Source organism: Serratia sp. 2723, from assembly GCF_050434425.1.
Lineage (GTDB): Bacteria > Pseudomonadota > Gammaproteobacteria > Enterobacterales > Enterobacteriaceae > Chania.
On the sequence record NZ_JBNDIN010000015.1, the window covers coordinates 39069 to 61512 of the forward strand.

The window sequence follows — 22444 nt, forward strand, 5'->3', positions numbered from 1 at the left end:
TTAAATGGCTTTTTCTGTCTGGGGTTGCGCCCCCGATAAAATAAAGGCACGTTTTAGCCTCGACCGGTTCCGACCATTTGTGGTGTGATGAGGCTTCAATAACAGGATAATCCGGGTATACTCCCCCCCACTTTTTATGATTATCCGGATTTGGACCACGCGCCTGACGAGGATGCTGTAACGCGATATGACTCTATACGCTTCCCCGATTTTGACTTCACTGCTCGATACTGACGCCTACAAGCTTCATATGCAGCAAGCAGTGTTCCATCGCTACCCCGCAATTACCGTTGCGGCGGAGTTTCGTTGCCGTGGCGACGAACTGCTGGGCGAATATGCCGACGAGATCCGCGCGCAGGTTGCCATGATGAGCGAGTTGGCGCTAACCGAAGCCGAACACCGCTATCTCTCCAGCCTGCCTTTCTTCCATCAGGATTACCTGAGCTGGCTACGAGAGTTTCGCTACGATCCGCAGCAGGTCAGCATTAGCAATCACGACGGCAGATTGCATATCCGTATCGCTGGCCCCTGGCGCGAAGTGATTATGTGGGAAGTGCCGTTGTTGGCGGTGATCAGCGAAGTGGTGCATCGCCAGCGTTCGCCACAGGCCACGCCAGAGATGGCAATTAGCCAGTTGCGCCAGAACCTGGCACAGTTCAAGCAACTGAGCGGGGATATTGATATCTCACGCTTCAAGCTGATGGACTTCGGCAGCCGTCGCCGCTTCTCCCGTGATGTGCAACAGGCCATTGTCAGCACGTTGAAAAACGAATTCCCCTATCTGGTTGGTACCAGTAACTACGATTTGGCACATCGGCTGGATCTGATACCGGTTGGTACGCAAGCCCATGAATGGTTTCAGGCTCATCAACAGATTAGCCCGGTGTTGGCCAACAGCCAACGTGCCGCCTTGCAGGCCTGGCTGGATGAATATCCCGATCAGCTCGGCATTGCGCTTACCGACTGTATCACCATGGATGCTTTCCTGCGTGATTTCGGCAAGCAGTTTGCCCAGCGTTATCAAGGGTTGCGCCACGACTCGGGCGATCCGATCGAATGGGGTGAAAAAGCCATTGCCCATTATCAGCAATTGGGTATCGATCCCATGAGCAAGACGCTGGTGTTTTCAGACAATCTGGATCTGGATAAGGCGCTCGCACTGTATCGCCACTTTGATCGGCGTATCAATCTGGCGTTCGGCATCGGCACGCGTCTGACCTGCAATATCCCCGGCGTCAAGCCGTTGAATATCGTGATCAAGCTGGTCGAGTGCAAAGGCAAGCCGGTGGCCAAACTGTCCGATAGCCCAGGCAAAACCATCTGCCAGGACCCCGCGTTTGTCAAAGCGCTGCGCAAAGCCTTCGATCTGCCGCTGGTGAAGAAAGCCAGTTAAGGCGCCCCCTCACGCCAACCCTCTCCCACAGGGAGAGGGAGCTGTACGGAGCTGCATTAAAGAACAGGAGCCAATTGGTAACACTGTTGGTTTTCCTTCCTGCCACCGATGAGATTTAGGCGAAATCAGGTACTGGCACCAATGGGTGATGCAAACGTGTGGGCATTTCTCGCCAGCGTTCCCTCTCTTCCTTTATATACCTCGCGTTTTTTATCCCACTGCAATAAATGTTGTCCCATTCTGATGATTTCTGCTTGTGCTCTGCAACGCGGCAAGTAACATAGCAATATCCCCAAATTCTTGGGTTGTTAGCCTATTTCTGAAAAACTTATAAGAGAGAAATCTATGAGCGTAGTGCCTGTAGTCGACGTACTGCAAGGTCGTGCTGCGGTTGACAGTGAAGTCACCGTGCGCGGTTGGGTACGTACCCGGAGAGATTCTAAAGCTGGTATCTCCTTCCTCGCCGTTTATGACGGCTCCTGCTTTAATCCGTTACAGGCCGTCGTTAATGATTCTCTGCCGAATTATCAGGACGAAGTGTTACGCCTGACCACCGGCTGTTCCATTGAAGTGACCGGTACCGTGGTGCCATCGCCGGGTGAAGGCCAGAGCTTCGAGCTGCAAGCCACGACCATCAAGGTAGTCGGTTGGGTTGACGATCCTGACACCTATCCAATGGCGGCCAAACGCCACAGCATCGAATACCTGCGCGAAGTTGCCCACCTGCGCCCACGCACCAACCTGATTGGCGCGGTTGCCCGCGTTCGCCACACTTTGGCACAGGCAATCCACCGCTACTTCCACGAGAACGGTTATTTCTGGGTTTCCACCCCGCTGATCACCGCCTCTGATACCGAAGGTGCCGGTGAAATGTTCCGCGTCTCCACGCTGGATATGGAAAACCTGCCACGCACCGATAAAGGTGCGGTCGATTTCAGCCAGGATTTCTTCGGTAAAGAAGCCTTCCTGACCGTGTCTGGCCAGTTGAACGGCGAAACCTATGCCTGTGCGCTGTCAAAAATTTATACCTTTGGCCCCACCTTCCGTGCCGAGAACTCGAACACCAGCCGTCACCTGGCGGAATTCTGGATGATCGAACCGGAAGTCGCCTTTGCCACTCTGGACGACGTTGCCGGGCTAGCCGAAAGCATGCTGAAATATGTCTTCCAGGCGGTGCTGGATGAACGTGCCGACGATCTGCAATTCTTTGCTGAGCGGGTAGATAAAGACGCTATTGACCGCCTGAAGCGCTTTGTCTCTTCCGATTTCGCCCAGGTGGACTACACCGAGGCGGTCGAGATCCTGATCGCTTCGGGCCAGACCTTCGAAAACCCGGTTTCCTGGGGTATCGATCTGTCATCTGAACACGAACGCTATCTGGCCGAGCAGCACTTCAAGGCTCCGGTAGTTGTGAAAAACTACCCGAAAGATATCAAAGCCTTCTATATGCGCATGAACGAAGATGGCAAAACCGTAGCGGCAATGGACGTGCTAGCGCCGGGCATTGGTGAGATCATCGGTGGTTCACAGCGTGAAGAACGTTTGGATGTGCTCGATCAACGTCTGGCAGAGATGGGCCTCAATAAAGAAGATTATTGGTGGTATCGTGATCTGCGCCGCTATGGCACCGTGCCACATTCTGGTTTTGGTTTAGGTTTTGAGCGTTTAATCGCCTATGTCACTGGCGTGCAGAACGTCCGCGACGTGATCCCGTTCCCAAGAACGCCACGTAACGCCAGCTTCTAAATCATAAAACCAAACATAATTTAACCATTTTTTTACATAATAAAGGCCAGCTTAGCTGGCCTTTCGCATTTTTGATTATTGACCTGCATCACAAAGTTCCCTCAAATACACAAATTGTTACACATGGTATCTTTCTGAAACCAGATTACGACATTGGTAGCATTTTCGCTCTAGATAAACCTGCCCGTGAATGGAACACTGCGTGCAGACACAGGACGACACCAATCTATCAACAATAGTTCCAAAAGAATTATTGGCGGCAGTGGCAAGGTGTCCGAATAAAACCAATGAGGGTAATAATGATGATGAAGCGCAACATTCTTGCAGTAGTGATCCCAGCTCTGTTAGCAGCTGGTGCAGCCAACGCAGCTGAGATCTACAACAAAGACGGCAACAAACTGGATCTGTACGGTAAAGTTGACGGCCTGCACTACTTCTCTAACGACAAAGAGAACGATGGCGACAAGTCATACGTTCGTTTTGGCTTCAAAGGTGAAACCCAGATTACTGACCAACTGACCGGTTACGGCCAGTGGGAATACAACGTGCAAGCTAACCACGCCGAGTCACAAGGTACCGAAGGTACTAAAACTCGTCTGGGCTTCGCGGGTCTGAAATTTGCTGACTACGGTTCATTCGATTACGGCCGTAACTACGGCGTAGTGTATGACGTTGAAGGCTGGACAGATATGCTGCCAGAGTTCGGTGGCGATACTTACACCTACACCGACAACTTCATGACTGGCCGTACTAACGGTGTTGCTACTTATCGTAACAACAACTTCTTCGGTATGGTTGATGGCCTGAACTTCGCTGTGCAGTACCAAGGCAAGAACGAAAACGACAAGCGTGACCTGAATAAACAAAACGGTGACGGTTGGGGTATCTCCTCTACTTACGCAATCCTGGATTCAGGCGTGAGCGTGGGTGCTGCCTACTCTGGTTCTGACCGTACTAATGCTCAAACCGAGCTGTCTACTGCTGGTGGTAAAGACGCTGAAGCATGGACCGTTGGTGCTAAATACGACGCGAACAACGTCTACTTGGCGACCATGTATGCGGAAACCCGCAACATGACCCCATACGGCGAATCAGACTTCACCATCGCTAACAAAACTCAGAACTTTGAAGTGGTAGCTCAGTACCAGTTCGATTTCGGCCTGCGTCCATCCATCGCTTACCTGCAGTCTAAAGGTAAAAACCTGGCTGGCCGTAACGCAAACGGTAGTAACTTCGGCGGCGGCGACGCTGACTTGGTTAAATACGTTGACGTAGGTGCGACTTACTACTTCAACAAAAACATGTCTACCTATGTTGATTACAAAATCAACCTGCTGGACGACAACGAATTCACTCGTGCTAACAAGATCGCTACTGACAACATCGTAGCTACCGGTCTGGTTTACCAGTTCTAAGTTGTTGCACTTGATGACGGTTCGCCGTCAGCTAAGTTAAAAAAACAGGGCTTCGGCCCTGTTTTTGTTTTTAGCGCTTTGCGCCATTTTTTATTCTGCCAATCCGCCCTTCCCCGTCATTTTTTGTGCTGAATCTGCCGCCGTCACAAGATCGAGGTGTTTTTCTCGCAAACGGTTGGCAAAGACGATAACTGGCGCTACCCTGATGTTTCTGTCTGCTTAACTCTAGGCCATGGAAGCATCTGACATGTTTGAAAAAATCACCGCTGCACCTGCCGATCCGATTCTGGGTCTGACCGACATTTTCCGCGCGGACAAGCGTGAGAATAAAATCAACTTAGGGATAGGCGTCTATAAAGACGAAACTGGCAAAACGCCGGTGCTGACCAGCGTTAAAAAAGCTGAACAGTATCTGCTGGAAAATGAGACCACCAAAAACTATCTGGGCATTGAAGGCATCCCTGAATTTGCCAGCTGCACGCAAGAACTATTGTTCGGCAAGCAGAGCCCAATTATTGCCGACAAGCGTGCCCGTACCGCGCAAACCCCTGGTGGTACCGGTGCCCTGCGTGTCGCAGCCGACTTTATTGCCAACCAGACCAACGCCAAACGTATCTGGGTCAGTAACCCAAGCTGGCCAAACCATAAAAACGTCTTTGGTGCCGTTGGCCTGGAAGTGTTGGAATACAACTATTACGACGCCGCCAACCACGCGCTGGACTTCGACGGTCTGCTCACCAGCCTGAACCAGGCTCAGGCTGGTGACGTGGTGCTGTTCCACGGTTGCTGCCATAACCCTACCGGCATCGATCCAACCGAAGCACAATGGGCTCAGTTGGCTGAGCTGTCCGTGACCAAGGGCTGGTTGCCACTGTTCGACTTCGCCTACCAAGGCTTCGCCAAGGGCCTGGAAGAAGATGCACAGGGTCTGCGTATCTTTGCTGCCAAACATCAGGAACTGATCGTTGCCAGCTCCTACTCGAAGAACTTTGGGCTGTATAACGAGCGTGTCGGTGCCTGCACCGTGGTGGCTACCGACGCAGAAACCGCCGAACGTGCCTTCAGCCAGGTGAAAGCCGCGATCCGTGCCAACTACTCGAACCCACCGTCACACGGTGCCGCCGTAGTTGCCACCATCTTGGGTAACCCAGCGCTGCGCGCCATTTGGGAACAAGAGCTGACCGACATGCGTCAGCGTATTCACCGTATGCGCCAGCTGTTCGTTAACACCCTGCAGGAAAAAGGGGCGGAGCAGGATTTCAGCTTTATCATCAACCAGAACGGCATGTTCTCTTTCAGCGGCCTGACCAAAGAGCAGGTTCTACGTCTACGTGATGAGTTTGGCGTGTATGCCGTTAACTCCGGCCGCGTTAACGTGGCGGGGATGACGCCGGACAATATGGCGCCGCTGTGCGAAGCCATTGTTGCCGTGCTGTAAGCAGATTTGGCATTGAAAAGGGGCGCATTGGCGCCCCTTTGTTATTTTGCGGGAAGCCCCCTACCAGATGGCAGGTTCTTCGCGCAGGAACGGGTTGGTTTGACGTTCATGGCCAAAGGTAGACATTGGGCCGTGTCCTGGAATAAACGCCATATCGTCGCCCTGAGGCAGTAACTTACTGCGGATCGACGCGATCAGTGCCTGATGATCTCCGCGCGGGAAATCGCTGCGGCCAACGCCACCGTTGAACAATACGTCGCCCACTAACGCCAGGCGCGCCTGTTCGTTGATAAAAACGATATGGCCAGGCGTATGACCAGGACAATGCAGTACGTTCAGTGACATCTCACCCACCTGCACTTTATCCCCCTCTTGCAACCATTTGGTCGGCGTCAGAGCGGCGCATTCATCCAGGCCAAACATACGGCTCTGTGCTGGCAAACCTTCAAGCCAGAAGGCATCTTCCTTATCCGGCCCATAGATTGGCACCTGATAATGCTCGGCCATTTCTGCCGCTGCACCTACATGATCGAGATGGCCGTGCGTCAATAGGATCTGGTTGATCTGCACGCCCTTTTCGGCAATGGCAGCCTTCAGTTTTTCCGGATCGCCACCAGGATCGACCAGCGCCGCCTGTTTGGTCACGTCGCACCAGATGAGCGTACAGTTCTGGCTGAACGCCGTTACGGGGATGATATGGTATTTCATAAAGCTCCAACGACAACAGAACCACGCCCGAGGGGCGGGTGCCATTCACCGATCATGATGCACAATGATTACCAGGTCCGCACCGGGCCGGTATCGATGTGCACAAAGTTACTACGTGGATAATAGCCTACACCGCCGGCACGCATTTTTAACGCAGCCTTACGGATATTACTCAGTTGGATCCCTTCGATATGGAAATCCATCGCCTGACCTTTGGTATGGTAGCTCTGCTTGGCCACGCCACGGCTATGCGCACGCATTTCGGTATTGGTCGCCATTGAACGGTAGCCAGAAATCAGCTGTACCGGTTTGCTGGTACCCAGCATCACCTGTAGGCGATAGAGATGATCAAACAGAGCAGGATCGATACTCTTGACCTTATTGGCCCGATAGTCACGGAAGATATGGTTCAGACGCGCCAACTCTTCTTTATTGTAACCTTTACCGTTGAAGAACTCGGCCTTGATGGATTCGCCGGTATTGAGGTTGTTCAACAACAGAATACGCGGGCGAGCGGTAGAAATACTGGCAAACGCCTGCCCAGGAAGCAGTGCGATACCCACGGCGGCGCTACCTAACGCCAGCCATTTACGGCGATGATGATCAATTTTGTCCATGACTCTTTAAACTCGGCAAGAATGTCAAAATATATGCACAAAACTGCGCACTGCCCGAACCATAACCGCCAGCGTATGCGGAGTCAACCCGCGATACGCTGTGGTTTACCGGCACTCACAAAAAAAAGTGCCTGTTACTGACCAGACATTCAGACCGCTATTTAGCTAGAATTACTGCATTTATTGCATCAATTTTTCGGCCTGAGCCAAAATTTGTGCGCCCGATCTCACTGTCGCATCATAATTGTAAATATCTGTACGGAACTGTGGCTTACCGTCATCCGAGATCCAGGCTGTCAGGTAATACAACTGAACTGGAATATGCTGGCGGATGTTCACGTACGTGGTGTTGCCCTGTTTCAGCGTAGAGGAGACGCGGGTATTGTTCCAACCGGCATCCTGCAACAGCATGTTGGCCAGATCGGAAGCCTTGTTAACGCGCACACAGCCAGAACTCAAGGCACGGATATCTTTCTGGAACAGGCCGTGGTTCGGGGTGTCATGCAGGTAGATGGCATCCGAACTTGGCATGTTGAACTTGAAACGCCCTAACGAGTTGCTGGTCCCCGGCGCCTGCTGGATGCGGTAAGGGAAATTGCGCGGCGAAACTACGGCCCAGTCAATCATTGCCGGATCGATCACTTCCGCATCGTTGCTCCACCCTGAGAACACCCGGTAGCCGTGTTTCTGGAAGTAGCTGGCATCACGCATGGCCTTGGGCACGATATCTTCACGGATCAACTTGGTTGGCACGTTCCACGGTGGGTTGACCACCACGTTATTCAACGCGCTGCTCATCAACGGTGTCTTACGGCTCGGACGGCCAACAATCACCCGCGAAGATAACACTTCATTACCATTCAAATAGTAGGTGAGCGAGTAGTTCGGGATGTTGACCATAATGCCGGTATCAACGTGCCCCGGCAGAATGCGCAGGCGCTGGATGTTCAACGCCAGCAGTGAAGCACGAGTTTGTGGCGAAACGTTCAGCCATTCACGCGTCCGGGTACCGATGATGCCATCAGGCGTCAGACCTTGCCAGATCTGGAAACGTTTGACCCCTTCCACCAGATCTTCTGTGTAACGATTATCCGTTACCGAAACCGGACTGGCAGGTTGGACCTGCGCGGTCGCCTCTGGAGAAGGAGCAAGATCTTTGATCGATGCCGCTCCAGGGCTAACGACAGCCACTGCGGTAGCACGATCCTTCTCTTCATCTACCGACAGGTCATCATCCGCCGCCGGAGTCGTCACGCTGGCGCTGATAACTTCAGGCTCAGGCGAAGCGGGTGCTACCGCCGGAGTGGCGATCAGCATACCGGTACGCGCCAGAATATCGCGCAGCGCAGGAATATCGTCGCTGAGCTGACCTGGACGCAAGCTTGCGCCATTGGTCATTTGTGGCCATGGCCGCCCATCCGCCAGCATCTCGCGCAGCGCCAAATGCATTTTGGCGTACTGAGGATGCTGCGGGGCCAACGAATTGATATAGGCCAGCGTTTTGCCCTGATGCAGCGAGAGCTGCCACTGGTTGATCACCGTATTCGCCGGCACCTTCAGCTTGTAAGGAATATTGCTGTACAGCCAATTGTTGCCGTTGGCCCCGATTGAGGAGACAAACTGCAAATAACCCAGCATGGCATCCGACAGCACAATATCACGCGCCATATCGGTGATGAGCGGATCGGTCAGCAGTTTTACCCATTGAGTAAACTGCGGCTGTACGCCAGAAATTGCCAACTCAGCCAGCTGCTGCTGAAATTGCAGTACCGCTTCCCGATCTTGCCACATAGGTTGCATCTGGTTGGCAGCATACAGCTGTGCCAAAGTGGAGAGATAATACGGCACTACGCTTTTCGGCAATGCCGTAAGCAGTTCGGCACGACTTTGTGCCGTGGACATCCCTGATGACGATGACGCCATCGGTAACGCCGGTACAGTTGCCCATGCGGAAAACGACATGGCAAAACCACACGCGATTGCGCAACTCAATGCCAGACGTCGTACTGAGTTTCCATTTTTAAGCAACATCCCTTGCCCCCTGTAGGCTCACAAAAATACTGCACAGACTATTATTAGTTTCAGTATACAAACAGAACGACGCTTTTGCTCTCGGCGCCGTAAATAACCATTTCATCCCAGCTTATCACTGGCAAAAAAACAGACCTATCATCCTCGTCATGTAAAAAAATAGCCACCTTCAGGCGGCTATTTTCAGATTTATAGGGCATTTTTTTAGCTTTGTGACGTTTATTCCGACACCGAGTCTAAAGCCGGTTGTTCACTGGCGAACCCACGCAGGCCAACCACGTGCACATGCTCATGGTTCTGGAACACCTTACGCACCAGTTTATAGGTAGTCCCCTTTTCCGGGCTGATGTTTTCTGGCGCGGCGATAATCAACTGCATCTCCAGACGATCGCACAGCTCAAACAGCGTAGCGATGGATTTGGCATCCAGACGCGCGGCTTCATCAAGGAACAGCAGGCGACAAGGCGAAATATCTTTACCCCGCAGGCGGCGTGACTCCTCTTCCCAGCTCTGCACCACCATCACCAGAATTGACATGCCGGTACCGATCGCCTCCCCGGTAGACAGCGCGCCACTTTCCGCACGCAGCCAGCCGTCGGAGCCACGGAAGACTTCCACCTCCAGCTCCAGGTAGTTACGATAATCCAGCAACTCTTCACCAATGGTTTGTGGCGTACGCTGGCCCATATCGATCTGCGGGTTCAGGCGCTGATACAGCTTGGCCAACGCTTCCGAGAAGGTCAGACGGTTGCTGTTAAACAGATCCTGATGCTGTTCCTGCTGCTCGGAGAGCACATCCAGCAAGGTGGCATGTGCTTCCCGTACGTTGACGTTCAAACGCACGCTCTTCACCTGACCGAAGGAAACCGCTTGCAGCCCCTGGTTGAGCATCCGGATACGGTTCTGCTCGCGCTGAATGGTCTTGCGGATAATGTTCGCCACGCTCTTCGAACTGATCGCCAGTTTCTGTTCGCGCGCAGTCAGCTCTTCGGTCAGACGGCCCAGTTCGATCTCCATTTGTTCGATAGCTTCGACCGGATCGTCAGTGCGGATAATATCCTGGCGGATACGCTCGCGCAGATGCTGATAGACCGCGATAAAGAACTGGATCTTGCGCTCTGGCCGTTTCGGATCTTCCGACAGGCGCAGCACATCACGCAGATGTTCGTTATCCGCCACCGCCAGACGCAGCGCACCCAATGCCTTATCCGACATCGAACGCAGCTCGTCACCGTCCATATAGGCCAGTTCACGACGGTGCAGACGGCGTTCAACCCCGTTGTCTTTCACCAGACGCATCACGGCACACCAGCCCGCCTTGGCCGTCACCACTTGCTCACGCAGTTGATAATAATCACGCTCCAGCTTGCGCAGTCTCTTTTGCAGGCTGTCCATTTCCGCTTCGCAGAAGGTCAGCTGTTTCTCCAACTGGTTACGGCGGTTACGGTTATTGCTCAGCGATGCATGTAATTCGTCCCGGCGCTGCCGCGCGCGGGCTTCGGCATTGGCATCGGCCTGCACGCCAATGTCCACCAGTTCCTGGCTCAGCTCTTTAAGCATGTCGCGTTTGGCGTCATAAGAGCTTTTCAGCGAGGCCAGTACTTGGCTGTATTGCGTAAACTGGGTCTGATACTGGCGCAGTTGCTCACGGGCGCGGGTACGTTCCGCTTCCGCATGTTCCAGGCGTTGACGCAGTTTATCGTTGAGATCGTTATCGGCATTCTGCATGCCGGCAGAATCGGTATAGCTGAAGTGTGCGCGGCGCTGTACCACTTCCGTCAGGGAAAAGGCTTGCTGTTTGGCCTGGCGTTGGGTGGCCTGGGCCTGAGCATAGTCCTGCTGTAACTGCTCATGCTGCTCCGGATCGCTTTGCAGCACCGACAACATCGGTTCCAGCTTGGCCAAGGAAACGCCGTGCTGTTGGATATAGCGCGCAGCATCCTGCGCCTCTTCCATTTCCTCGCGGATCTCTTCGACACGATCCTGCAAGGTTTCATCATTCAACAGTGAAACCAGCGGCATCAGGCGGTTGAGCGCAGAAATGCCCTCTTTTGCCTGATCGTATTGCTGACGCTGCTGTTGGTTCTGCGCTTCGTGGTTATTGAGCGCACGCTCAATTTCACCCCGCCGGCTGTTCAGCGCGCGGATATCCGCCTCGGGATCCGCGTCAAACGCCACGGCGAGGTGCGAGCCGATAAAACGGCTGAACGCCTGATGAGAACGCTGGGTTTTCTGCACGTCAAATGACAAGGTGGCGTAGCGTTCGGCCAATAAGTCACGTTCTGCGTACAGCACTTCCAGGCGATTTTCCCGAGCAGCACGGCCAAATAGCGGCACCTCAGGGTAGCGCGAGTAACGCCACTGGCGATCGGCAATTTTCACTACCACCGCTTTTTCTTGCTCTTCGACAGCGAACACACTGTCGTCAAACGACTGCGGATCCCCTTCGATCAGGTAGAGATCTTCCGGGCAATCTTCCAACCCTTCCAGCATCTCGCGCACCAGCGACAGATCCGGCACCACAATGGCGTGGCGCGACGGGCCGTACAGCGCGGAGAAGTACGGGGCATCGTCAATGGTGACATCGTCATAGATTTCCGACAGCAGCACGCCGCCAAAGCGCTCCGCCAGCGTCACCAGACGCTGATCTTCTGCCCCGCTCGGCTGGCTGAGGCGCTCAACCTGCGCTTCGATTTCGCGCTTGCGGCTGGCGACTTCGTCACGTTCAACCGTGGTTTCGCGTTCGCGCTCCAGCAGTTGCTGCATGTATTCGGTAACCTGCTGACCATCTTCGAAGGCTTCACCGCTCTGCTCGCTGAGCTGGGTCAGTGAATCCTGCGCGGCCAACCAAATTGGTGCCCTGGCGGTCAGCTCTTTGATGCGCTGTTGGATCTGCTCCAGCTCCTGGCGCATTTCCATCCGGCGCTCACCGGCTTCGCTGACGCTTTGCGACAACGATTCCAAACGCTCTTCCAGCTCCTGCTGCAAGGCATCAAGCTCATCCGGCTGATAACTCTGCCCGTGACGTTTGCAGAACTCCTGCAACAGACGTTCGGCATCCTGCTGCGAGCGCAAGCGTTGCTCCAACTCGCTCAAACGTATCCGCAACGGCTGCACACGCTCGGCCTGATGCTGCTGCGAAGGCCAGTCACGCAAGAGCTCACGCGCAGTTTGCCAGGCTTCACTGCGGCTGACTTCGCCCGCAATTTTACCCACCAGCTGGTAGGCCTGCTCGAACTGGCTGTGAGCCGCATCCGCCACGCTTAATTTTTGTTCCAACTGCAACAGGGACTCTGTCGCTTCCTGCTCGCGTGCCTGGAAGGTATCCAGCCACTCTTCGGCATTTTCGGCGGTGAGTTCCGGCACCTGGCACAGCGCACGGGCGCGCTCAAGCGCCTGGAGTGCCTGCTGATATTGAATGGCGCGGGTTTGCTGCACGTCCAGCGCCTGCTGGTAATCGGCGAGCTGGCTTTTCAGCTCATCCACCTCCAGCTCTGCGGCTTCGGCACGCGCTTCGTTTTCCGCCTGCTGCTCACTCGCTTCGGCGACAACCTCATTCTGTTCTTCCAGACGGTAGGTCAGCTCTTCCAGATCGCCTTCATAGCGTTCGATCTTTTCCTGCTGGCGCATTGCGGTCTGCACCAGATTGAGGTGATCGCTGGCGGCCTGATAATCGGTTTCCAGATCGGATTCGGCACCGCTTTGCTCAGCCAGCTCACGCGCCATTTCAACGTGGCGGAACTGCTCGGCGGCCAGCTGTTTGCGACTGCTCAGCAACTCGTTGCGCAATACCAGCGCCCCATCCAGATGGATACGCCGTTCATTGGCGTGTCGCATGTAGTCTGCGGCAACGTACGAGGTCGCTTCGGAGATCAGATGCTTGAACAGATCACGGTCCGACTGGGTGACGCGGATCGCTTCCAGCGTCATGCGGTTCTCGCGCAGCGCGGCTTCCATATCCTGGAACGCTTTACGCACGCCGCCGTTTTCCGGCAACAGGTAATCACGCAGAGAACGGGTGATGGCACTGGAAATCCCGCCGTACAGCGAGGCTTCGATCAAGCGATAGAACTTGCTGCGGTCGGAAGACGTGCGCAGACGCTTAGGCAGCACCCCCAGATCAAACATCAGGGCGTGGTAATCGGTGATGGAGTTGAACTGCTTGAACTGCACTCCTTCCATCTCTTCAACACGCTCTTTCAATTCCTGCAACGAAAGGACTCGAGCCTGACGCTCGCCCACGGTCTGGGTCAGCAGTTCGGTCGGTTGCACCGCCGTTGGCAGCCCCTGAATGGTGAAAGGTTTGATATCGACCTTACGATCGCGCCCCGCTACCTGTTGCAGACGAACCCCGACCACCACACGCTGGTGGCGCGAGTTGACCACGTCTAACGTTGAGTAGCAGACACCGGCACGCAATTTACCGTGCAGGCCTTTATCGCGCGAACCGCTGGTAGCTCCGGCTTCGGTGGTGTTACGAAAGTGCAGCAGCGTCAGATCCGGGATCAGCGCCGTGACGAAGGCCGCCATGGTAGTGGACTTGCCGGCCCCGTTACCGCCAGAAAGCGTAGTGACCAACTCATCCAGATCAAAGGTTCGAGCAAAGAAACCGTTCCAGTTAACCAGCGTCAGTGAGCGAAATTTACCGCGTTCAATCATTCCTGTTCATCCTCTGCACTGTCCGGGGTGGTCTCTGCCTGCGCATCTTCCGCATCAACTTCATCGTTCAGTGACAGGCTGTTTTCAACCGGCATTGCCTCACCGTCACGGATCATCCGCAACTGGGCTTCGCGCGGGTCGTCACCGCTACGCACATCGGCACCAAAGCGGAACACCGCCTCGGTAATGCGGAATTTGCTGTTGTCATTGCCCATGAAATACACCATGCCCAGACGGCGCAGGCGATTGAGCGAGGAGCGCACTTTTTCGTGCAGTTTCTGACGATCGAGATCCGAACCGGTGGAACGCTGGTTGACGAACTTCAGCAGCTTGCTCTCATCCGCCAGGCTCAACAGTTCATCGTACAGCTCCTGCTGGCTGAAAATGCCTTCATGCGCCAGGCGTTCGGGGCTCAGGTAGAGGTAGCACAGGATCTTGCCGACCATCATGTCCAATTCGGAAAGCACCGAGCGTGGAATGAGCGTGGTCGAGCGCGGGCGCAAATAGAAGAACCCTTCCGGCGCCCGGATCAGCTCGACGCCGTAACGGGTATAAAACTCTTCCAGCTCGTCTTGAAAATCCATGAGGAATGCATGGTTGTCCAACTCATCGATACCGATGTGACGACCTGCGCGCAATTGGCTGTCCAACGCCGGAAACAACGTATTAGACAATGCCTTGGCCAGCTTGACTGGCATTACTTGTTCAATATTTGTCGATGACATGGGCCTGTACCTTGGCTCCGTAATCATTGATTGCCTGCCATTGCGCGGGCAACCCTGAAAAATCAGCTTCAGCCACACCAAGGCGCACTGCCTGGTCGACCACTATGCGGGCAACGTCAAAGTGACGCACACGCGGATATTGCGCCAGATAATCGCGCATCACGGCCCCTAAATCGAGCGGCATTTTTTGTTCCTGGTAAACCTTCAGTGCCTGTTCGATCATCGCTGCCAACTGTTCGCGAATTTCGCTGAACTCTTCATATTCCAGATCTGGCGGCAGCTCCCCGGTGACTTCCTCACTGCGTAACGCCAGCTCTTCGTCTCGCATATCGAGCAGACGAGAGGCTGAGGCATGGGTCAGCGTCCAAGGGTTATCGAAGTAGTTTTGTACCGATTGGCGCAGGCGTTGGGCGAACACGCGGTTTTTATCCATATCGATCGCGGTACGGATAAACTTGTGCACATGGCGATCATAGCCGATCCACAGGTCAATCGCCTGTTGGCCCCAGCTGATGATACGATCCAGCTTGCTTTGCAAATCAAACACCAGCTTATCGACAAAGCCCAGCTCCATCTCCCCCAGCGTGGCGTCCTGAATACGCAGCAGGTTGGCCTGGAGTTTATCACCAGCGGCCTCCAGCGTATCCTGTAGTTCACGCAGGGTGCCGGAGGTTTCCGACAGCAGCATCTCACAACTGGAGATAGCCGCACGCCAATCCTGGTTGAGCAGCGCCGCGATATCTTCTTTCACGCTCTGCTGCTGTTCATCCATCAGGCGCTGGGTCAGATCGATACTGTCGAAGATCTCCGCTACCGAGTATTTCAGCGGAGCAAAGACGTTGCGGTGCCAATGGAAATCATCGCCGCCCTCTTCGGCAGCGTCTGCGGCACGCTTTAACTCTTCCGCCACGATCGACAGCTGCATGGAAAGGCGCAGGGTCGAAAACTCACGTTGGCGGATATAGTAATCGGTAATCCCAATGCCCAACGGCGTCAGACGATAGATGGCATTGCCGTCCGCCAACTCGCTGGTAAAACGGTTCAACAGGCGCTGGCGCACCATGTCGTTAATCGCATTGTTGGCGCGCATCGCCACCGTTTCATGCGTCTGTTCAAACCCTTTGCTGACATGGCGAAATGCATCAACCAGCTCACCTTCGCTCATCTCGCCGTCCAGCCGCTCACCATTTAACGTGGCGATAGCCAGCAAAAACGCAAGACGCTCAGTGGGGAGCGAAATAGAGAAATCATTTTTCCGTGCCCAGGCGACCAATTCGGGTACTGTCTGGGAAAATTCACTCATAGTTCGTCCTTCAGGATCGGTTTATGCGCCGAGACGTGAATATAGCGCCCCAAACTCACGTACGGCTCTTGCCGACAATAGAGCTGTTCAAGCGCCAGTAACTCTTCAAATTTTTGGGTCTGTAGCTGCCTGCTTTGCAGATAATCATGGAAAACCCTCACGCCGGTTTTGCCTGAAATCTGCATGCCCATCTGCTCCAACCAGCCGTAAACCAGCGGTGGACTGTGTGGATACTGCGGCGACAGCGAACGCTTGCGACGCCGCCTGATCTCGGGATCCACCAGTTGGAAATTGCCCAACACCACATTACGCATCAACAAACCGTTGGCATTAAAGAACATCAGTGACAGTGCGCCGCCGGGCACCAGGCATTCAAACAACGCCTGTAATGCTACCTGTGGTTCGGCGATCCACTCCAAAACCGCATGGAACAATATCAGATCGACCGGTTGTGCCAAATGCTGACCAATCTCTTGCGCCGAACTTTGTATGAATTGCATGTTCTGGCTCACACCTTTCTGCTCGGCCAGCAACGCAGCGCGTTGGATCATCTCACCAGAAAGATCGCACAACAAGACCTGATGTCCTAATTCTGCCAGTTGGCAAGCCATATGGCCTTCGCCCCCTCCGGCATCCAGAATGCGCAGCGGCCGCTGTGGCAACTGGGCCAGCAGCGTGGTCAGATCCTGCCAGACTACCGCCTGACGGATTTTCCCCTTGGTGGTGCCGTAAATATTACGCGCAAACTTCTCGGCAATATCGTCAAAATTGCGATCCTGCATGGACAACGGCTCCGCTGATTCTATCTTGGCCGACGGCAAAGCGCCTGCCCATTCAAACCTGCTATTTTGGCACAGACTGGCTTAGAATAAATCTTCTTGCAGCATGAATGCGGCCAGATGCCGTTTTTTCGCCCAAAAGGACCTGATTTTTGATGTTATTTCACCTAAAAAAATTTATTGGTGGCCTGATGATGCCACTACCTGCCCTGCTGTTGTTAATGGGGCTGGCATTATTGCTGCTGTGGTTTACCCGTTGGCAGAAAAGCGGCAAAGTCATATTAAGCCTGAGCTGGCTGCTGTTGCTGCTGCTCAGCCTGCAGCCGGTCGCCGATCGCCTGTTGCGGCCGCTTGAGTCCAGCTACGCGACCTATAGGGGTAACGGCCCGATTGACTATATCGTGGTGCTGGGCGGCGGTTACACCTATAACCCAGACTGGGCACCCAGTTCCAACCTGCTCAACAACAGTCTGCCACGGGTGACGGAAGGCGTCAGGCTATACCTGTCGCACCCAGGTAGCAAGATGGTCTTTACCGGCGGAAAAGGCGCGAAAACGCGAAGCAGCGCGGCCACCGCAGCACTGGTGGCGGAAAGCCTCGGCGTGCCTGCCAACGACATCGTACTGGTGGACCGCCCGCGGGATACCGAGCAGGAAGCCGCAGAGGTCGCCAAATTGGTGGGACAACAGCCGTTTGTGCTGGTGACATCCGCCAATCACTTGCCGCGTGCCATACGCTTCTTTGAGGCCCAGGGCCTGCACCCAATCCCGGCTCCGGCCAATCAGCTGGCCATAACCTCACCGCTGAATATCTGGGATCGGGTGATGCCTTCCGCTATGTTTCTTGGACACAGTGAACGAGCGGCATATGAAACGCTGGGCAGTCTGTGGCAACGGCTAAAAGGGGACAATGAGGCCAGCAGCGATTAATGAGCCAACCAGGGCCGTAGCTGCTGCGCGGCCTGATCGAACGCCGGGCGATCCAGCTTGCCGGTATGGATCAGCCTGGCCACCGCTTCCCACACCACATAGAGCCAACGGCGCATCAGGAAGGACTCCGCCACCGGCGCACGTTGTAGGTAGTGGAACAGTAACCGATCCGGCATCCCCGCCTCACAGAGCCTGAACAGCTCATATTCCCGCGGTGCCCACAGCATCATGCCTGGATTGAGCATCGCCAGCAGTTGGTCGGTTTTGGCATCTTTCAGCATGCTGCGTAAACCCAGATTACCGTGCACCAGCACGCAAGGATCATCAAAATCGGCAAAAAAGTCGATCAGCATTTCACGCGAACGGTACAGCAGACGGCGATCTGCCATACTTAACAGCGGCGAGTTAAGATTACCCAGGGTTGACCAAAGCACCTCGACACGCTGCTGATACCAGCTGCACCAATCATTCTCCTGCGTGCTGTCTACCGAGCCCACGCAACCGTGGCTGTCAATACGGTGCCAGGCCAGCATGCCGTCGACAATCTGGTCCATCAAGGCTTCCCAACGGGCCAAAGTCCGTGTTGGAGCTTCGACCGACACGCCACGCAGGCGTTCGATCAGCAAAATCTCTTTGTAGGGCGCTTGCCGGGTGTAAACCACGCCAAACACCGTTGGCAGACGAATATCCCCTTCACGCGCCAGCATGGATAGCTTGTAAGCTTCCTGCTGGGCAATGCCCTCACAGACAAAGCTTTTCGCCATCAACGGGATCGCATGATCCTGGCGATCGTAGAGTGAATACAGATGGGCATAAGGTTGTTCGCTGACGCGTTCCAGACGACCGACGGACTCCCCCAGCACAATACTCAATTCGGCACGCAGCTGCTCCATGGAACGAAACCCTCCAGATTAGGAAAAGCATCTGTCATCATTGAACGGTGAGCGGAGAAATTCTTCAATACAGATCAATAAAAGGGGTAAATCAAGGAATTGAGATGGCCGGGGTCCCCGGCCAATAGACGACTCAACGCTTGATGCTGTCCCGCACTCGTTGCAGGTCTTCTGGGGTATCGACACCGACGCTCGGAATGGCCTGCGCCACCGCGACGTGGATCTTTTCGCCGTACCACAGCACACGCAACTGCTCCAGCAGCTCAATCTGTTCCAGCTGGCTTGGCTGCCAACTGACGTAGCGGCGGACAAAACCGGCACGGTAGGCATAAATCCCGATATGCCGTAGCAGGCTATTGCCAATACTCTCTTTTGACTGGGCAAAACGCTCACGATCCCAAGGGATGGTGGCGCGCGAGAAATAGAGCGCATAGCCTTGCGCATCCATCACCACCTTGACCGCATTCGGGTTGAAGGCTTCTTCTGCGGTTTCGATCGGCACCGCCAACGTGGCCATCCCTGCGCTGCTAGCTGCCAGATTTTCTGCCACTTGACGTACGATAACCGGCGGGATCATCGGCTCATCGCCTTGCACATTGACAATAATCTCATCATCGGCAAAGCCACATTTCTCGATCACTTCCGCCAGGCGTTCGGTGCCGGAATGGTGATCAGGGCTGGTCATGCAAACTTCACCGCCGGCAGCTTCGACCGCTTTGGCCACCTCAGGGTGATCGGTGGCGACAATCACGCGGGAAGCCCCTGATTCACGGGCTCGTTCCATCACATGCACCACCATCGGCTTACCGTGGATATCCGCCAACGGCTTACCCGGCAAGCGGGTGGACGCGTAACGCGCCGGGATGATAGCGATAAAACTCATGCGTGTTTCTCGTCCAGTGGGATGGTGCGCGCTTCGTTTTCCAGCAATACCGGAATACCATCACGCAATGGGTAGGCCAGGCCGTCCAGTTTGCAGACCAGTTCCTGATGTTCTTTGTTGAAATAGAGCTTACCGTTGCAAACCGGGCAGGCAATGATTTCGAGTAAACGGTGATCCATGCTTCCTCCAAGGGGAAGATATGCTAACAGGGAAAGTGCGTGAGGATAGCATAACGCCATAGGGCCGGTTAATCACCGCCTGATTTGCTCAGACGGTTGCCGAACGGGAAATTTTTCTGCGGGGGTTGAATCACCTCATTAGCAGGCGTAGAATTTTTTGTGATGTGCATCACAAAAAAATGAGAACCTGCAAATGATCAAACGCCTTCATAAAATCATCGCGCTGTTTGCCAACTACAGCAACTAACAAAGCTTAGGTTGTGTCCGTAACGCCAAGAAAACGCCCTCACCCTAACCCTCTCCCCCAGGAGAGGGGACTTGACGTGCCACATCTTAATTACGGTACACGCCTTTAACATTAATCCTGTTACTGATTGAAATCCATATCTGATACCAGCACCTATAGGACATGGCGAATCCCTGACGTATTGCTAAGATTATCTTCTGTCTCCCAACAGAGCAGGGACTTTCAGCTCCCTCTCCCTGTGGGAGAGGGTTGGGGTGAGGGAACTCCCCAGCCTTGCCCCCACTCTGCTGCCAACGATGCTGGTACATCTCCTAGCGAGACCTGCTGCGCCCCGTGCCATTTCGCCGTACGGGTGATTGCCTGACGAATATCCTGACAGCGCTGCTTGCCCAGCTTGACCCCAGATTCAAGATGGAAACTGATCACTTCAAATACGCCCTGTTTGCGGTGCATTTTCGCATCCACCCGGCCAATCAGTTCACCCCGCTGCAACAGCGGCAAGGTAAAATAGCCATACTGGCGCTTTTCTTTTGGCGTGTAGCATTCCAGCCGATAATCAAAGTTGAACAGTTCCAGCGCACGCCGCCGATCCCACACCACCGGATCAAAAGGAGACAGCAGGCAGGTCACCGTGGATTTCAACTTCCCTTGTTCCGCCAGCGCCAACTCGGCCGCCAGCGACTGATGGACATAAAATTCCCCTTCCAGCCCGTCGATAGCGATCTGGGAGATCTCTCCCTGCTGTAATAGCGTTGCCAGCAACGGTTTGGGGGCGACGCGTTTCAAGCGGTAATAATCCGCCAGCCATTCGGCTTTAAACACGCCGAGATAGCGGCAACTGCGCCTGAGCATCTCTTGCTGTGCCATCGCCTGGGGTATGGCATGCACATCATCATTCCACTGCGGCAATAAACGTTCGGTGAGATCGTAGACACGGTGAAAATTACGGCGTTCAGCCACCATCAATTTGCCAGAGGTAAATAGAATTTCCAGATGACGCTTTTCCGGTTTCCAATCCCACCAGCCGTTAGCACCTTTCTTTTCGGCGCTAAAATCGGCCGAACGCACCGGCCCCTGCACCGCGATATGCTGTAGCAGTTCGTCGATAGCCTGTTGGTGCTGTTGCACCCATTCCTGCGAGTATTTCCACCCCATCCCCTGCGGTTGCAGCATGCGGTGACGTAACAGACCAAAGTCATCGATGGGGAGAAAACAGGCTTCGTGCGCCCAGTACTCAAACAGTTTGCGGCTAGCCAACGCCTGTTCCAGCCATTCTGACCGATAATCGCCTAGGCGACTGAACAGCACCAGGTAAGGGCTGCGGGCCACCACGCTGATGGTGTCAATTTGCAGCAACCCCATACGATCGATGGCGGTAACCACATCATCGGGACGAGCCTGTCGTTTGATCGGGGATAGCAGCCCTTGAGCGGCAAGATGAAGCGCGCGGGCAGAGGAAAGCGAAATAACGGGGATTGGCATCCTGATATCCAAGGGTCATTGAGCAATGGCCTGATGATAGAGGATCCTGGAGAAATTTTCTTCGCCAGTGCATGGGGTGGCGGCACCGGCACTGGCGAGGAAAGTTTGGGTCAGAAGGCGATAACGTCTGCCGCTGACAGCCCGTGAGAGCTACGATAGATCGAGAACTCGACGTTCTGACCTTCGTTTAATGACTTGTTCTTGGTATTGGCGATAGCACGGCGGCTAACATAAATTTCGTCACTACCATCGACCGGTGAAATAAAACCATAGCCTTGAGCCTGATCAAACCATTTCACTTGGCCCATTTTTAGCATTGTATTCTTAAACATATTTTATATCCTTTCACTTGAGCATCCTTCACAACGTTATTTTTGTTATTGTGGGGACACTACCAGCCCATCCTAAAGTTTTTCGTAACAAACCTCTCATGAGCAAAAATTAAAAAACCCGCACTGCGGCGGGCTGTTTGAACCTAATATCTTCCGCATAACTCAGCATAAACGCGTCATTATGGTTGTATTAAGCTCTCTATACGCTATTCCCTGTAAACTTACAGAGCAACAACGTTGGCGGCAGCCGGCCCGCGCGGGCTGTCCTGAATGGTATACTCAACACGCTGGCCTTCTGCCAGAGTCTTGAAACCTTCGGTCATGATTGCAGAGAAGTGTACGAATACATCTTTGCCGCCATCTTGTTGTTCAATGAAACCAAAACCTTTACTTTCGTTGAACCACTTAACCTGACCAGTCTTCTTAGACATTACTATTACCTTTTAAATATTTACAAAACCTGCCCTATGGCAATTTGGCCGTTTTTCAGAATCATTACTTATGGGAGGTACTTAGAAGGTTCGTCTTTGAAGCGGAATCGGATGATAACGTCTTGGGAGGAACTACTTAATCTATACTCGTACATAAATAGCGCTGCATCACAGGCCGACATGCATTTACTCATAAACTCATCATCAAGACAAGAGATTTATCACACTTTTTAGCTATGTCCGCACAAAAAAAA

The 22444-nt window shown here is 54.0% G+C and carries 18 protein-coding genes; 5 read left to right on the top strand and 13 right to left on the bottom strand.

Features of this window, described 5'->3' with window-relative positions; all coding sequences use genetic code 11:
- Positions 1-187 precede the first annotated feature (187 nt).
- The 4 genes from pncB (at position 188) to ABIE29_RS19640 (ending at position 5992) form a co-directional block, all read left to right on the top strand.
- Positions 188-1393, top strand: coding sequence for a nicotinate phosphoribosyltransferase (pncB, locus tag ABIE29_RS19625; RefSeq protein WP_429620498.1), 1206 nt, complete (start codon positions 188-190; stop codon positions 1391-1393).
- A 345-nt stretch (positions 1394-1738) separates the two neighbouring features.
- The gene (asnS, locus tag ABIE29_RS19630) at positions 1739-3139 is read left to right on the top strand and encodes an asparagine--tRNA ligase (protein WP_429620501.1); all 1401 of its coding nucleotides are present in this window, start codon (positions 1739-1741) and stop codon (positions 3137-3139) included.
- A gap of 302 nt (positions 3140-3441) precedes the next feature.
- Positions 3442-4554 (top strand): porin OmpC, encoded by a 1113-nt coding sequence (ompC, locus tag ABIE29_RS19635; RefSeq protein WP_429620623.1) that lies wholly within the window; start codon positions 3442-3444, stop codon positions 4552-4554.
- 247 nt (positions 4555-4801) lie between these two features.
- A complete protein-coding gene (locus ABIE29_RS19640) occupies positions 4802-5992 on the top strand; it encodes an amino acid aminotransferase (protein ID WP_429620503.1) in 1191 nt (396 codons plus the stop codon).
- A gap of 60 nt (positions 5993-6052) precedes the next feature.
- Here ABIE29_RS19640 and ABIE29_RS19645 read toward each other — a convergent pair whose 3' ends face one another.
- The 7 genes from ABIE29_RS19645 to cmoM form a co-directional block, all read right to left on the bottom strand.
- A complete protein-coding gene (locus ABIE29_RS19645) occupies positions 6053-6700 on the bottom strand; it encodes an MBL fold metallo-hydrolase (RefSeq protein WP_429620505.1) in 648 nt (215 codons plus the stop codon).
- Between the two features lie 68 nt (positions 6701-6768).
- On the bottom strand, positions 6769-7317 hold the full coding sequence (locus ABIE29_RS19650; protein WP_429620507.1) for a DUF882 domain-containing protein: 549 nt from the start codon (positions 7315-7317) through the stop codon (positions 6769-6771).
- A gap of 180 nt (positions 7318-7497) precedes the next feature.
- A complete protein-coding gene (gene ldtD / locus ABIE29_RS19655; protein WP_429620509.1) occupies positions 7498-9348 on the bottom strand; it encodes a L,D-transpeptidase in 1851 nt (616 codons plus the stop codon).
- 219 nt (positions 9349-9567) lie between these two features.
- On the bottom strand, positions 9568-14007 hold the full coding sequence (mukB, locus tag ABIE29_RS19660; RefSeq protein WP_429620511.1) for a chromosome partition protein MukB: 4440 nt from the start codon (positions 14005-14007) through the stop codon (positions 9568-9570).
- Entirely contained in the window at positions 14004-14732 is a 729-nt protein-coding gene (gene mukE / locus ABIE29_RS19665; RefSeq protein ID WP_429620513.1) for a chromosome partition protein MukE, read from the bottom strand. Before mukE ends, mukB begins: the two co-directional genes overlap by 4 nt.
- Entirely contained in the window at positions 14713-16035 is a 1323-nt protein-coding gene (gene mukF, locus ABIE29_RS19670) for a chromosome partition protein MukF (protein WP_248946610.1), read from the bottom strand. Before mukF ends, mukE begins: the two co-directional genes overlap by 20 nt.
- Positions 16032-16817: a tRNA uridine 5-oxyacetic acid(34) methyltransferase CmoM gene (gene cmoM / locus ABIE29_RS19675; protein ID WP_429620515.1), complete on the bottom strand. Its 786-nt coding sequence runs from the start codon at positions 16815-16817 to the stop codon at positions 16032-16034. The genes mukF and cmoM overlap by 4 nt, the downstream gene beginning before the upstream one ends.
- Before the next feature lie 152 nt (positions 16818-16969).
- Between cmoM and elyC the strand changes: the two genes are divergently transcribed.
- Positions 16970-17743, top strand: a complete 774-nt coding sequence (gene elyC / locus ABIE29_RS19680) for an envelope biogenesis factor ElyC (protein ID WP_429620517.1) — start codon at positions 16970-16972, stop codon at positions 17741-17743.
- On the opposite strand, the gene ABIE29_RS19685 is transcribed toward elyC, so the two are convergent.
- The 6 genes from ABIE29_RS19685 to cspE all read right to left on the bottom strand — a co-directional run bounded on the left by ABIE29_RS19685 (position 17740) and on the right by cspE (position 22190).
- Entirely contained in the window at positions 17740-18636 is an 897-nt protein-coding gene (locus ABIE29_RS19685; RefSeq protein ID WP_429620519.1) for a YcbJ family phosphotransferase, read from the bottom strand. The genes elyC and ABIE29_RS19685 overlap by 4 nt on opposite strands.
- Before the next feature lie 133 nt (positions 18637-18769).
- Positions 18770-19519 (bottom strand): 3-deoxy-manno-octulosonate cytidylyltransferase, encoded by a 750-nt coding sequence (gene kdsB / locus ABIE29_RS19690; protein ID WP_024530368.1) that lies wholly within the window; start codon positions 19517-19519, stop codon positions 18770-18772.
- Positions 19516-19698, bottom strand: coding sequence for a Trm112 family protein (locus ABIE29_RS19695; RefSeq protein WP_021804911.1), 183 nt, complete (start codon positions 19696-19698; stop codon positions 19516-19518). The genes kdsB and ABIE29_RS19695 overlap by 4 nt, the downstream gene beginning before the upstream one ends.
- A gap of 469 nt (positions 19699-20167) precedes the next feature.
- Positions 20168-21427, bottom strand: a complete 1260-nt coding sequence (locus ABIE29_RS19700; protein ID WP_429620521.1) for a winged helix-turn-helix domain-containing protein — start codon at positions 21425-21427, stop codon at positions 20168-20170.
- A 110-nt stretch (positions 21428-21537) separates the two neighbouring features.
- Positions 21538-21759 (bottom strand): cold-shock protein, encoded by a 222-nt coding sequence (locus ABIE29_RS19705; protein ID WP_037412097.1) that lies wholly within the window; start codon positions 21757-21759, stop codon positions 21538-21540.
- 221 nt (positions 21760-21980) lie between these two features.
- Positions 21981-22190, bottom strand: coding sequence for a transcription antiterminator/RNA stability regulator CspE (cspE, locus tag ABIE29_RS19710; protein ID WP_021804914.1), 210 nt, complete (start codon positions 22188-22190; stop codon positions 21981-21983).
- Positions 22191-22444: the final 254 nt, after the last annotated feature.

What these genes read in the sequence shown, in the direction of transcription:
- pncB (WP_429620498.1), top strand. Translation starts at nt 188, where the DNA reads ATGACTCTATACGCTTCCCCGATTTTGACTTCACTGCTCGATACTGAC.
- asnS (WP_429620501.1), top strand. Translation starts at nt 1,739, where the DNA reads ATGAGCGTAGTGCCTGTAGTCGACGTACTGCAAGGTCGTGCTGCGGTT.
- ompC (WP_429620623.1), top strand. Translation starts at nt 3,442, where the DNA reads ATGATGAAGCGCAACATTCTTGCAGTAGTGATCCCAGCTCTGTTAGCA.
- ABIE29_RS19640 (WP_429620503.1), top strand. Translation starts at nt 4,802, where the DNA reads ATGTTTGAAAAAATCACCGCTGCACCTGCCGATCCGATTCTGGGTCTG.
- ABIE29_RS19645 (WP_429620505.1), bottom strand. Translation starts at nt 6,700, where the DNA reads ATGAAATACCATATCATCCCCGTAACGGCGTTCAGCCAGAACTGTACG.
- ABIE29_RS19650 (WP_429620507.1), bottom strand. Translation starts at nt 7,317, where the DNA reads ATGGACAAAATTGATCATCATCGCCGTAAATGGCTGGCGTTAGGTAGC.
- ldtD (WP_429620509.1), bottom strand. Translation starts at nt 9,348, where the DNA reads ATGTTGCTTAAAAATGGAAACTCAGTACGACGTCTGGCATTGAGTTGC.
- mukB (WP_429620511.1), bottom strand. Translation starts at nt 14,007, where the DNA reads ATGATTGAACGCGGTAAATTTCGCTCACTGACGCTGGTTAACTGGAAC.
- mukE (WP_429620513.1), bottom strand. Translation starts at nt 14,732, where the DNA reads ATGTCATCGACAAATATTGAACAAGTAATGCCAGTCAAGCTGGCCAAG.
- mukF (WP_248946610.1), bottom strand. Translation starts at nt 16,035, where the DNA reads ATGAGTGAATTTTCCCAGACAGTACCCGAATTGGTCGCCTGGGCACGG.
- cmoM (WP_429620515.1), bottom strand. Translation starts at nt 16,817, where the DNA reads ATGCAGGATCGCAATTTTGACGATATTGCCGAGAAGTTTGCGCGTAAT.
- elyC (WP_429620517.1), top strand. Translation starts at nt 16,970, where the DNA reads ATGTTATTTCACCTAAAAAAATTTATTGGTGGCCTGATGATGCCACTA.
- ABIE29_RS19685 (WP_429620519.1), bottom strand. Translation starts at nt 18,636, where the DNA reads ATGGAGCAGCTGCGTGCCGAATTGAGTATTGTGCTGGGGGAGTCCGTC.
- kdsB (WP_024530368.1), bottom strand. Translation starts at nt 19,519, where the DNA reads ATGAGTTTTATCGCTATCATCCCGGCGCGTTACGCGTCCACCCGCTTG.
- ABIE29_RS19695 (WP_021804911.1), bottom strand. Translation starts at nt 19,698, where the DNA reads ATGGATCACCGTTTACTCGAAATCATTGCCTGCCCGGTTTGCAACGGT.
- ABIE29_RS19700 (WP_429620521.1), bottom strand. Translation starts at nt 21,427, where the DNA reads ATGCCAATCCCCGTTATTTCGCTTTCCTCTGCCCGCGCGCTTCATCTT.
- ABIE29_RS19705 (WP_037412097.1), bottom strand. Translation starts at nt 21,759, where the DNA reads ATGTTTAAGAATACAATGCTAAAAATGGGCCAAGTGAAATGGTTTGAT.
- cspE (WP_021804914.1), bottom strand. Translation starts at nt 22,190, where the DNA reads ATGTCTAAGAAGACTGGTCAGGTTAAGTGGTTCAACGAAAGTAAAGGT.